We start from the raw sequence: 11,707 nt of genomic DNA, 5'->3' as shown, positions 1-11,707 counted from the left end.
AATCAGTAATGAAAGATTATTTAGTAAGAGCAACCGCGGCGGGCAGCCAGATCCGTGCGTTTGCGGTGACATCGACAGAGATGGTAGAGACAGCACGACAGCACCACAATACAAGCCCTGTTGCGACCGCTGCGCTTGGAAGACTGCTGACAGCCGGAGCCATGATGGGAAGCATGATGAAAAATGATACGGACATCCTGACCATCCAGATCAAATGTGACGGACCGATTCAGGGACTGACGGTGACAGCAGACAGCAAAGCCAATGTCAAAGGATATGTGGAAAATCCGGATGTGATGCTTCCGCCGAAGAACGGTAAGCTGGATGTAGGCGGCGCACTGGGACTTGGCATTTTAAATGTCATCAAAGATATGGGATTGAAAGAGCCGTATGTGGGACAGACGATCCTTCAGACCGGTGAAATCGGAGATGACCTGACTTATTACTTTGCAAATTCCGAACAGGTACCGTCCTCGGTAGGACTGGGAGTTCTGATGGAAAAAGACAATACGGTGAAATGTGCCGGAGGATTTATCGTGCAGGTAATGCCGTTTGTGGAAGAAAAAGTGCTGGAACAGCTGGAGGAAAATATCAGCAACATCCATTCTGTGACTGCGCTTCTGGAACAGGGACATACACCGGAATCTCTGCTTCAGGAAGTATTAAAAGGAATGGATATTGAGATTACTGATACCCTTCCGACACAGTTCTACTGTGACTGTTCTAAGACAAAGATTGAAAAGGCAATCATCAGTATCGGGGAAAAAGAGATCAAAGAGATGATTGATGAAGGAAAAGACATTGAAGTGAAGTGCCATTTCTGTAACACTGCATACAGCTTCAGTGTGGACGAGCTTTCCGCTCTGTTAAAACAGGCAAAGAAAAAATAAAAAGGAAAAGAGGAACGGGGCATGAAACAGGGATTTATCAAAGTGGCGGCGGCTACACCTGATATCCGTGTGGCAGATACGGCATTTAATACAGAAGAAATTATAAAAAAGATGAAAGAGGCAGCGGGAAACGGCGCAAAGATCATTGTCTTTCCGGAGCTTTGCATTACCGGATATACCTGTGGTGATCTGTTTACCCAGGATATTCTTCTGAAACAGGCAAAAGCAGGACTTTGCAGGATTGCCGAAGAAACAAAAGAACTGGAATCGGTTGTTTTTGTCGGATGTCCTCTTGCGGTGGACGGTGAGCTGTACAACACGGCAGCGGCCCTGAATAAGGGAAAGATTCTTGGATTTACAACAAAGACGTTCCTTCCGAATTACGGAGAGTTTTATGAAATGCGTCAGTTCACTCCGGGACCGGAAGAGGTAAGAATGATCCGGTTTGCAGGAGAAGAAATACCATTCGGTCCGCAGATCCTTTTTGAGTCCATGGAGACTGAGGGACTGATCCTGTCAGCGGAGATCTGTGAGGATGTGTGGTCCCCGGTTCCGCCAAGCATCAAGGCGGCGCTGGAAGGAGCTGTGATTCTTGTGAACTGCTCCGCGAGTGATGAGACAATCGGAAAGAACCGTTACCGGGAGGAATTGATCAAAGGACAGTCAGCCAGACTGATTGCGGGATATGTTTACGCCAACGCAGGGGAAGGAGAGTCCACCACGGATGTTGTGTTCGGCGGACACAATCTGATTGCGGAAAACGGGACGATACTGAAAGCTTCCCGGCGGTTTGCGAATGAAACAATCTACAGCGAAATTGATATCAAGCGGCTGCTGTCCGAGCGCCGGAAAAATACGACATTCCGTTCTGCGGCAAAAAAGACACTGCCGGTTGTTCCGTTTTCCGTCAAAGAAGAGGAGACGGCCCTTACAAGAACCTTTTCCCCGGCACCATTCGTTCCGCAGGATGAAAAGGAACGTGCCGCAAGATGCGAAGAGATTCTGTCTATTCAGGCTATGGGGCTGAAAAAAAGACTGGTTCATACAAAGGCTTCCGGAGCAGTAGTCGGCATTTCCGGTGGACTGGACTCCACTTTGGCGCTCCTTGTGACGGCAAAGGCTTTTGATATGATTGGAATTCCAAGATCCCGGATCAAGGCGGTGACCATGCCTTGCTTCGGGACGACAGACCGGACATACAGAAACGCCTGCCAGATGTCATGCAGACTTGGTGCTTCTCTTCTGGAAGTGCCGATCCGGGAAGCGGTGACTGTACATTTCCGCGATATCGGCCATGATCTGAATGACCACAGTGTGACATATGAAAACGGTCAGGCAAGGGAACGGACACAGGTGCTGATGGATCTTGCCAACAAAGACGGAGGACTTGTCATCGGAACGGGGGATATGTCAGAGCTTGCTCTTGGCTGGGCGACGTATAACGGAGACCACATGTCCATGTACGGTGTCAACGCCTCTGTACCGAAAACGCTGGTGCGCCATCTGGTACAGTACTATGCGGACACCTGCGGGGATGAAGAGCTTCAGAAGATTCTGCTGGATGTGCTGGATACACCGGTAAGTCCGGAGCTTCTGCCGCCGGAGGACGGTCAGATTGCGCAGAAGACAGAAGATCTGGTGGGACCGTATGAGCTTCATGATTTTTACCTTTATTATGTGCTGCGTTTTGGATATGAGCCGTCCAAAATTTACCGGATTGCAAAGCATGCATTTAAAAGTGTCTATGATGATGAGACGATTCTGAAATGGCTGAAGAAATTCTACTGGAGATTCTTCTCACAGCAGTTTAAGCGTTCCTGCCTTCCGGATGGACCGAAAGTAGGTACGGTGGCTCTGTCTCCAAGGGGAGACTGGAGGATGCCAAGCGATGCTTCGGCGGCTGTCTGGATTCAGGATCTGGAACGGTTATAAGAGAAAGAGATAAAAGAAAGAGGGCGGATATCTTCCGGACTGTCCGGACATGAATCCGCCCCGGCTGTTTCAACCAGAACTGTCTGAAGAGGAATTACAGTTTGATATTTTTGAAAAGATCTCCAAGATTTGTTCCGATCTCTTCGGATTTTGGAAGCTCTACATGCAGTTCTTCTGTCTCTTCTTCTTTTTCTTCGGAAAGAGCTTTGATACTCAGGCTCAGTTTTCCATCTTTGATTCCGATGACTTTGACATTGACACGGTCTCCTGTCTTCAGGACATCGGCCGGTGTTTTGATCCGTTTTTCGCAGATCTGGGATACATGGACAAGTCCGGAGAGACCATCGTCAAAGCGGACAAACGCGCCGTAGGACTGAATGGATTCCACGGTGCCTTCCATAACACTTCCAACCTGGATCTTTGAGATGCGTTCGGCACGCTCTCTGGCTTCTTCTTCTTTTAAAATCTCACGGGCGGAAAGAATGAGGCGGTGTTCTTCCGGATCTGCCTCAATGACGCGGACGGTGATTTCTTTCAGAAGATAGCTTTCCAGATCTTCGATATAGGAAAGAGAAAGTCTGGATGCCGGGACAAAACCGCGAAGGCCTTCCACCTTGACGATCACGCCGCCGTTGACCACACCTTCTACTTTCAATGTAAGGTTTGTACGGTTGTCCATATAGTTTTGTACGATATGCCATGGATCGGCGATATCAAACTGGTCTTCATAGTCTTTCATGGACTCTGCCTGCGGTTCCAGGGCAGATGTTTTTGTTTCTAATTCTTCGTTCATTGATGATGCACCCCTTTTTGTGTTTTCTCTAGAAAGTATATCATAGATTTTTTGTTAGAGAAAGCAAAGTGAAAGAATATTTTTATGAAAACCGAAAAAACAGTTGGCGCGGAATCAAAAAGATGATACTCTATTTTTATATCAAGTAAAAGATTGGCCGGCACGTACGGCATATGGGAGGAAATGTAAAAAGTATGTCAGATAATCAGAAAGACAGAAAGGTATATGTGGTAGGACATAAAAATCCGGATACGGATTCCATCTGTTCTGCCATTGCATACGCAGAATTAAAAAAGCAGATTACAGGAAAAAATTATGTGGCAAAAAGAGCCGGAGAGGTCTCGGAGGAGACCAGATATGTTCTTGACTATTTTCATGTGGAAGAGCCGGCGCTCCTTCAGAATGTATTTCAGCAGTTAAAAGATGTGGATATCCGGAAGATTGACGGAGTTTCCAGCCAGGCGTCGATCAAAGAGGCCTGGGCGATGATGCGGGAAAACAGTATTCGGACGCTGCCGGTTCTGAATGAGCAGAAGCTGGAAGGAATTATCACGATTGGAGATATTGCCAATTCCTATATGGAGCTCTATGACAGTTATCTGTTGTCCGACGCACGGACACAGTACAGAAGCATTATGAATACACTGGACGGGAAGATCGTCACAGGGAACGAGCATGCATATTTCGTGAAAGGAAAAGTTGTTATCGCAGCCTCCTCTCCGGATATGATGGAGAATTTTATCGATGAAGACGATCTTGTCATCGTTGGAAACAGGTACGAGTCTCAGCTTTGTGCGATAGAAATGGATGCAAGCTGCCTTGTCATCTGCCAGGGAGCGGAAGTATCGAAGACGATCCGGAAGCTGGCATCCGAGAGAGATGTAGTGATTATCAGTACGCCGCATGACACCTTTACGACCGCCCGTCTGATCAATCAAAGTATTCCGGTCAAATATTTTATGACCAAAGAACATTTGAGCACGTTCCATATGAATGATTACCTGGAGGAAGTACGGGATGTCATGTCCAAGAAAAGATACCGTGATTTTCCGGTTATTGACAAAAAGGGACGGTTCACCGGATTTATTTCCAGACGGAGACTGTTAAAGCCGAGGCGCAAACAGGTCGTTCTTGTCGATCATAACGAAAAGACGCAGGCGGTAGACGGAATTGAAGAGGCGGAAATTCTTGAGATCATCGATCACCACAGAATCGGAAATCTGGAGACGATGGGTCCGGTTTATTTTAGAAACCAACCGCTTGGCTGTACTGCGACCATTATCTATCAGATGTATCAGGAAAACCAGATTACTCCGTCCAGAGAGACAGCAGGTCTTCTCTGTGCAGCGATTATTTCCGATACCCTGTTGTTCCAGTCGCCGACCTGCACTCCGATGGATGAAGCGACTGCGAGAACGCTTGCTCAGATTGCGGGAATAAATATCGATGAGTTCGCAAAAGAGATGTTCAAAGCAGGAAGCAATCTTGCGAATAAATCTGTTTCCGAGATCTGTTTCCAGGATTTCAAGGAGTTCCATGTCAATGAGCTGACGTTCGGAGTGGGACAGATCAATTCCATGAGCAGCGAGGAACTGCAGGAGATCCGGGAAAAGGTATGTCCGGAACTGCCGGATGTGCTGAAAGAAAGCGGACTGGATATGGTATTCTTTATGCTTACGAATATTGTAGACCAGTCTACAGAGCTTCTCTGCTGTGGAGGAAGTGCAAGGCAGACCGTGATCGATGCTTTTGAGCTTCCGGAAGATACAGATCAGATCGTATTAAACGGTGTCGTATCCAGAAAGAAACAGCTGATCCCGACACTGGTGAGCGAACTGCAGCAGTAGGAGGGAGTATATGACAGACAAGGTGATTTTTAAACCAGGCAATATGCTGTACCCGCTCCCGGCAGTGATGGTAAGCTGTGCAGGGAAAGACGGAACAGACAATATCCTGACGGTGGCGTGGACGGGAACGGTCTGTTCAGATCCGCCGATGCTCTATATTTCTGTCCGGCCGAACCGGTTTTCCCACCATATGATCGAGGAAACCGGAGAGTTTGTTGTCAACCTTACGACGGAACAGCTTGCAAAGGCGGCCGATTACTGCGGTGTGCGTTCCGGAAAAGACGTCGATAAATGGAACGAGATGAAACTCACAAGAAAAAAGACAGAGTCCCTTCAGTATGCGCCTGCAATTGCGGAATGTCCGGTGAATATTGAGTGTAAAGTCAGAGAGATTATACGTCTTGGAACACATGATATGTTTCTGGCGGATGTAACGGGCGTTCAGGTGAGCAGTGAGTACATGAATGAAAATGGAAAGTTCGAGTTGAACAAGACAGGGCTGATTGCCTATTCCCATGGGGAGTATTTAACTCTTGGGAAGCAGCTCGGAACTTTCGGGTTCAGTGTGAAAAAGAAGAAAAAGAAAAAAAGAAAATAAACTTTGCAAAAAAAGGGAAGAACCCGGAGGCTGGAAAAATTTGTTCCAGATTCCGGGTTCTATCTGTATCTCCCGGTGAATAAAGTTACAGGAGAGAAGAATGAGGCGGGCACAGCGTGAAGGAATTCGGAAAACAGTGGAGACTTACAGCGGAGATCATCCTGATTGCGGCAGTCTGCATGGCGGGAATGTGGCAGAACACAAAGAAAACGATCGAAAGCATCAGCGATGTGAAGAAAAAAGAGGAGGAAAAGAGGATTGCCATTACATTTGATGATGGACCGGACGGTATATCTACTCCTGTACTTCTGGACGGTTTGAAAGAGAGGGGAGTCAGAGCAAGCTTTTTTGTGATCGGTCAGGAGGCGGAGGAACATCCGGATCTGATCCGGAGGATGCAAAAAGAAGGACACCTGATCGGGAATCATACGTACCATCATGTGGAACTGACGAAAGTAGATCAGGAGACGGAAAGAAAGGAGATTGAAAAGACGAATGAAGTAATCGAAAATATCACGGGGGAAACGGTTGCTTTTATCCGGCCTCCGTACGGCTCGTGGAGAGAAGAAACTTTGGAAGAAATCGATCTGATTCCGGTAAAATGGGATATTGATCCTCTTGACTGGTGCACGAAAAGTACCGGGGAAATCGTAAGAAAGGTAGTGACGCAGGCAGAAGAAAATGGTATTATTTTATTACATGACTGTTACGGGACTTCCGTGGAGGCGGGACTTCAGATCATAGATACCCTGCAGGAGGAAGGATACCGGTTTGTGACAGTCGATGAACTGATTATGGATTAAGGAAAGTGAAATAAGATGCTGCATGAATTTTCGAGGACAGAATTATTATTAGGAACAGAAGGAATGGACAGGCTGAGACACTCCTGCGTTACCGTGCTTGGGGTAGGAGGTGTCGGGTCTCACTGTATCGAGGCACTGGCCAGAAGCGGTGTGGGACATTTGATTCTCGTGGACCATGACAAGGTATCTCTGACAAATATCAACAGGCAGTCCATTGCCCTTCACAGTACGGTCGGACAGTATAAAACGAAAGTCATGAAAGCAAAGATTGCCGACATTTCACCGGAGATTCAGGTGATGACTTACGAGGAGTTTGTACTGGAAGAAAATCTGGAACAGGTGTTTGAAATCCGCCCGGATTATATTGTGGATGCTATCGATACCGTGACGGCAAAGCTTGCGGTGGCAGAGTATGCCAAAGAGCATCAGATTCCGCTGATCAGCAGTATGGGAACCGGAAACAAGCTGCATCCGGAGATGTTTGAGATTGATGATATCCGAAATACATCCGTATGCCCGCTGTGCCGCGTGATGCGAAAAGAGCTGAAAAAGAGGAATGTGGAGAGCCTTAAGGTACTGTATTCCAAAGAAAAGCCGGTGGATATTTCCGACCGGGTGACAGAAGAGGAAAAGGGGGCCAGAAGATCGCTTCCGGGCAGTATTTCTTTTGTTCCGCCTGTGGCCGGGCTGATGATCGCCGGAGAAGTGATCCGTAATTTGAGCGGATACCGGGAGGGAGACAGATAGAGATGGATTTATTTGAATATGCAAGGGAAAAGCAAAAAGAGACAGAGTCGCCGCTTGCGTCAAGGCTCAGGCCGGAGACACTGGAAGAAGTAGCAGGACAGCAGCATATCATCGGGAAGGACAAGCTGCTTTATCGTGCAATCAAGGCGGACAAGCTAAGTTCCGTCATTTTTTACGGCCCGCCGGGGACCGGAAAAACGACGCTTGCCAAAGTCATCGCCAATGCAACAAGCGCAAGATTCTGCCAGATCAACGCGACGGTTGCAGGGAAAAAAGATATGGAAGCGGTGGTGGAAGAGGCAAAAAAGGCAAGGGGAATGTACCAGCAGAAGACGATTCTGTTTATCGATGAGATCCACCGGTTTAACAAAGGACAGCAGGATTACCTCCTGCCGTTTGTGGAGGATGGTACGGTGATTCTGATCGGGGCGACGACGGAGAATCCGTATTTTGAAGTAAACCGGGCGCTGATTTCCCGGTCCACCGTCTTTGAATTAAAGCCGTTGTCCAAGGAGGATGTGGAAAGCCTGATTCACCGGGCTGTCTACGATGAGAAGAAGGGAATGGGAAGCTATCACGCCAGGATCGATCCGGATGCAAGCGCATTTCTGGCAGATATGTCGGGTGGCGATGCCAGACTGGCGCTCAATGCGGTGGAGCTTGCCGTTTTGACTACCGAAAGAAGCAGTGACGGGTTCATTCATCTGACACTGGATGTTGTATCAGAATGCATCCAGAAAAGAGTAGTCCGTTACGATAAGGACGGGGACAACCATTATGATACCATATCCGCCTTTATCAAAAGCATGCGGGGATCCGACCCGGACGCTGCGGTGTACTATCTGGCAAAGATGCTTTATGCCGGAGAGGATATCCGGTTTATTGCCCGCAGAATCATGATCTGCGCATCGGAGGATGTGGGAAACGCAGACCCGATGGCACTGACCGTGGCGGTATCGGCAGCCCAGGCAGTGGAGCGGATCGGGATGCCGGAGGCACAGATTATTCTGTCCCAGGCCGTGCTTTACGTGGCTTCCGCTCCGAAGAGCAACTCTGCAGTGCGGGCGGTTTCCGAGGCAATGGAAAGTGTGAAAAGCAAAAAGACAACGGTTCCTGCGCATCTTCAGGATGCCCATTATGGAGGGCACGAGCAGCTGGGACATGGAATCGGTTACCGGTACGCACACGATTATCCGAACCACTACGTTGACCAGCAGTATCTTCCGGATGAAATCAAGGAAAGTGTATTCTACCATCCGGGAGATCTGGGAAAAGAAAAAGAATTAAAAGACTGGCTTTCCTATATCAGGAAACAGTAAAGAAGCGGATGTCCTCATCCGGAATATTATATGCAAAAAAGAACCCCGTGAGAATTCTGGAGCTGCAAACCGGAATCTCACGGGGGTTTATTCTTTTCAATACAAATTACAGCAGATGTGTCATAATGTAGGCGTAGATTTCCTGATTCTTTGCGGCCCAGTTCGCCGCCATGGTTTCAGCCTCCTCGTGAGAAGGGACCGTAACTGTCAGATCGATCAGAGGCATGGAGTGTTCGATCACCTGGCAGTGTACGGAGAATTCTCCATTTGTGTTCCGATAGTAATCGGATTTCACAGACACTTCATTTTTCAGCGAAAATTTCTTCTCGATAAAAAAGTCTTCAATATCCTTTTTAATTGCATCTGAAATTTTATTCTCGAAAAAGCAGATTGATTCGGCTCCTTCCTCGGTCAGATGGTACATCGTACGGTTGTGTGTTGTCTCCTCCCGGATCAGACCTGACTCGGTAAGTTCGGAGAGCGCTTTTTGGAGGGTAAAGTAAGTCGTATACCCTTTTCCAAGAACAAAATCGGAAATCTGAGCGTTTGCAAGAGGAAAATCCACCTTGCTGAGCATGTACAAAATGATCAGTTTATAGAGTGTGAATGTTTCTGCCATAGTGCATACTCCTTTCTAAAGAGCGTGATAGTGTTTGCCCTGCCAGATATCTCTTTCTCTGAAAGATTTTTCCATCTGATTGAGAACCAGCCGCTTGTTTCCGGTCCAGAGGGGAGCGGCAAGCAACGATTTCGGACCGTCCCCGGTCAGACGGTGGATAACAATATCAGGTCTGAGACAGCACAGGCAGGTCCCCAGAAATTCCAGATATTCTTCCATGGTTGGAAGAAAAAATGGGTGCTCCAGATAATAGTCGTACAGATCGGTATCCTTGAGTACGTGGAGCAGCTGAAGCTTGATCCCCTGGATATCCTGTCTGTTCAGATACTCTATTGTTTCCAGCATATCAGCCTCGGATTCACCGGGCAGATATAAAATCGTATGGACGATCACAGAAAGACCAAGGGCACGGAGTTTTTTCAACGCCTCCTCAAAAACCGGAAGAGGATAACCTCTCCGGATAAACTCGGCTGTGGATTCATGAATCGTCTGAAGGCCAAGCTCAATCCAGACCGGTTTGATCAGGGAGAGCCGCTCCAGGAGGTCAAGAATTTCCGCAGAGAGACAGTCCGGACGGGTAGCAATGGAAAGCACCTTCACCTCCGGATCTGTCAAAGCCTGGGTAAATGCCTTTTCCAGAACTTCCAAAGGGCCGTATGTATTCGTGTAGGCCTGAAAATAAGCAATATAAGAATGTCCCGAGTATTTGGATTTCTTTTTTTCTTTTTCCACCCGGAGCTGTTCCGGGATGGAAAGAGAAACGTCCGCCGCGAAATCACCGCTGCCTCCACGGCTGCAGAAGATACAGCCACGTGTTCCGCAGGTGCCGTCACGGTTCGGACAGGTACAGCCGGCATTCAGGGACAGTTTGTACAGTTTTTCATGGAAAGTCTCTTTGATATAATAATCCAGCGAATTATACCGCTTTTCGCCCCAGCGTACAGTCGCGTCCATCTTACGGAATCAGAGCCTTGATGGCTTCGCTCACGGCATCGGCTACACGAGGATCAAATGCTTCCGGAAGAATGCTGGTTTCGCTCAGTTCCTCCTCCGGAACAAGAGAGGCGATGGCATTGGCAGCAGCCAGCTTCATCTCTTCCGTGATCTGGGAGGCACGTCCTTCGAGGGCACCCCGGAAGATGCCAGGAAAGGCAATTACGTTATTGACCTGATTCGGGAAGTCACTCCGCCCGGTTCCGACAACCTTTGCCCCGGCTTCCTTTGCAAGATCCGGCATGATTTCCGGTACCGGATTTGCCATGGCAAAGAGGATGGAATCCTGATTCATGGATGCCACCATCTCCCTGGTGACGATATTCGGGGCGGAGACACCGATGAAAATGTCCGCACCTTTTAACGCATCCGCAAGGGTACCGTGGATCTGATCCGGATTCGTCAGTTCGGCCATCCGTTTCTGCATCCAGTTCAGATGCTCGGAATCCCGGCAGATCGTTCCATTGATATCGCACATGGTGATGTGGGAAAATCCATAGGTCAGGAGGAGCTTTGTGATAGCAACTCCGGCGGAACCTGCACCGTTTACGACAACGCGGCAGGATTCCTTTGATTTTCCGACAACCTTCAGCGCATTGATGACGCCTGCAAGAACGACAATGGCAGTGCCGTGCTGGTCATCATGGAAGACCGGAATGTCCAGAAGCTCTTTTAACCGTTCTTCGATCTCGAAACATCTCGGGGCGGAGATGTCTTCCAGATTGATGCCTCCGAAGGCAGGGGCAATATTCACTACGGTACGGATAATCTCTTCTGTATCCTGTGTATCCAGACAGATCGGAACTGCATTGACCTGTCCGAATTCTTTAAACAGAACCGCTTTTCCCTCCATGACAGGCATTGCGGCACGGGCTCCGATATTGCCAAGACCAAGAACCGCGCTTCCATCGGAGACAACGGCAACCGTATTTGCCTTCATGGTGTATTTGTACACGGCTTCAGGATCTTTGGCGATTACTTTGCAAGGTTCCGCAACTCCGGGCGTATATGCGACCGCCAGGTCCTCCCTTGAACGGACATGGGCCTTTGCCGTCGTTTCGATCTTTCCGTTCCAGATTTCATGCATTTTCAGTGCTTTTTCCAATGTATTGTTTTCTGCCATACTATTCACCTTTTCTTCTCTATTATAATATACACTTCTTCAA

The 11,707-nt window shown here is 48.2% G+C and carries 11 protein-coding genes; 7 read left to right on the top strand and 4 right to left on the bottom strand.

Features of this window, described 5'->3' with window-relative positions; all coding sequences use genetic code 11:
• Window positions 1–8 precede the first annotated feature (8 nt).
• Together hslO and B5E64_RS09550 are read left to right on the top strand one after the other, a co-directional pair.
• On the top strand, window positions 9–890 hold the full coding sequence (gene hslO, locus B5E64_RS09555; RefSeq protein ID WP_087168296.1) for an Hsp33 family molecular chaperone HslO: 882 nt from the start codon (window positions 9–11) through the stop codon (window positions 888–890).
• Window positions 891–911: 21 nt separating this feature from the next.
• Complete coding sequence (locus B5E64_RS09550) at window positions 912–2,822, top strand: NAD(+) synthase (protein ID WP_087168295.1); 1,911 nt, start codon at window positions 912–914, stop codon at window positions 2,820–2,822.
• Window positions 2,823–2,916: 94 nt separating this feature from the next.
• Here the strand turns inward: B5E64_RS09550 and B5E64_RS09545 are convergent, their stop codons facing one another.
• Window positions 2,917–3,615, bottom strand: coding sequence for a S1 RNA-binding domain-containing protein (locus B5E64_RS09545; protein WP_087168294.1), 699 nt, complete (start codon window positions 3,613–3,615; stop codon window positions 2,917–2,919).
• Between the two features lie 194 nt (window positions 3,616–3,809).
• On the opposite strand from B5E64_RS09545, the gene B5E64_RS09540 reads away from it, so the two are divergent.
• The 5 genes from B5E64_RS09540 to B5E64_RS09520 all read left to right on the top strand — a co-directional run bounded on the left by B5E64_RS09540 (window position 3,810) and on the right by B5E64_RS09520 (window position 8,929).
• Entirely contained in the window at window positions 3,810–5,462 is a 1,653-nt protein-coding gene (locus B5E64_RS09540) for a putative manganese-dependent inorganic diphosphatase (RefSeq protein ID WP_087168293.1), read from the top strand.
• Window positions 5,463–5,472: 10 nt separating this feature from the next.
• Window positions 5,473–6,060, top strand: coding sequence for a flavin reductase family protein (locus tag B5E64_RS09535; protein WP_087168292.1), 588 nt, complete (start codon window positions 5,473–5,475; stop codon window positions 6,058–6,060).
• A gap of 116 nt (window positions 6,061–6,176) precedes the next feature.
• Window positions 6,177–6,863 (top strand): polysaccharide deacetylase family protein, encoded by a 687-nt coding sequence (locus B5E64_RS09530; RefSeq protein WP_242958952.1) that lies wholly within the window; start codon window positions 6,177–6,179, stop codon window positions 6,861–6,863.
• A 15-nt stretch (window positions 6,864–6,878) separates the two neighbouring features.
• Window positions 6,879–7,610, top strand: a complete 732-nt coding sequence (locus tag B5E64_RS09525) for a tRNA threonylcarbamoyladenosine dehydratase (RefSeq protein WP_087168291.1) — start codon at window positions 6,879–6,881, stop codon at window positions 7,608–7,610.
• A 2-nt stretch (window positions 7,611–7,612) separates the two neighbouring features.
• Window positions 7,613–8,929 (top strand): replication-associated recombination protein A, encoded by a 1,317-nt coding sequence (locus tag B5E64_RS09520; RefSeq protein WP_087168290.1) that lies wholly within the window; start codon window positions 7,613–7,615, stop codon window positions 8,927–8,929.
• Window positions 8,930–9,035: 106 nt separating this feature from the next.
• Here B5E64_RS09520 and B5E64_RS09515 read toward each other — a convergent pair whose 3' ends face one another.
• The 3 genes from B5E64_RS09515 to B5E64_RS09505 are packed head-to-tail and all read right to left on the bottom strand — an operon-like array spanning window position 9,036 to window position 11,664.
• Window positions 9,036–9,548 (bottom strand): DUF4364 family protein, encoded by a 513-nt coding sequence (locus tag B5E64_RS09515; RefSeq protein ID WP_087168289.1) that lies wholly within the window; start codon window positions 9,546–9,548, stop codon window positions 9,036–9,038.
• 15 nt (window positions 9,549–9,563) lie between these two features.
• Window positions 9,564–10,502: a TIGR01212 family radical SAM protein gene (locus B5E64_RS09510; protein WP_087168288.1), complete on the bottom strand. Its 939-nt coding sequence runs from the start codon at window positions 10,500–10,502 to the stop codon at window positions 9,564–9,566.
• Between the two features lies 1 nt (window position 10,503).
• The gene (locus B5E64_RS09505; RefSeq protein WP_087168287.1) at window positions 10,504–11,664 is read right to left on the bottom strand and encodes an NADP-dependent malic enzyme; all 1,161 of its coding nucleotides are present in this window, start codon (window positions 11,662–11,664) and stop codon (window positions 10,504–10,506) included.
• Window positions 11,665–11,707 lie beyond the last annotated feature (43 nt).

Source organism: Drancourtella sp. An12 (assembly GCF_002160935.1).
Taxonomy (GTDB): domain Bacteria; phylum Bacillota; class Clostridia; order Lachnospirales; family Lachnospiraceae; genus Sellimonas; species Sellimonas catena.
This window is presented reverse-complemented; position numbering and strand designations above follow the sequence as displayed.

Coding starts and splice junctions, on each gene's coding strand:
- B5E64_RS09545 (WP_087168294.1), bottom strand. CDS start 3,615: ATGAACGAAGAATTAGAAACAAAAACATCTGCCCTGGAACCGCAGGCA.
- B5E64_RS09520 (WP_087168290.1), top strand. CDS start 7,613: ATGGATTTATTTGAATATGCAAGGGAAAAGCAAAAAGAGACAGAGTCG.
- B5E64_RS09505 (WP_087168287.1), bottom strand. CDS start 11,664: ATGGCAGAAAACAATACATTGGAAAAAGCACTGAAAATGCATGAAATC.
- B5E64_RS09515 (WP_087168289.1), bottom strand. CDS start 9,548: ATGGCAGAAACATTCACACTCTATAAACTGATCATTTTGTACATGCTC.
- B5E64_RS09510 (WP_087168288.1), bottom strand. CDS start 10,502: ATGGACGCGACTGTACGCTGGGGCGAAAAGCGGTATAATTCGCTGGAT.
- B5E64_RS09540 (WP_087168293.1), top strand. CDS start 3,810: ATGTCAGATAATCAGAAAGACAGAAAGGTATATGTGGTAGGACATAAA.
- B5E64_RS09550 (WP_087168295.1), top strand. CDS start 912: ATGAAACAGGGATTTATCAAAGTGGCGGCGGCTACACCTGATATCCGT.
- B5E64_RS09525 (WP_087168291.1), top strand. CDS start 6,879: ATGCTGCATGAATTTTCGAGGACAGAATTATTATTAGGAACAGAAGGA.
- B5E64_RS09535 (WP_087168292.1), top strand. CDS start 5,473: ATGACAGACAAGGTGATTTTTAAACCAGGCAATATGCTGTACCCGCTC.
- hslO (WP_087168296.1), top strand. CDS start 9: ATGAAAGATTATTTAGTAAGAGCAACCGCGGCGGGCAGCCAGATCCGT.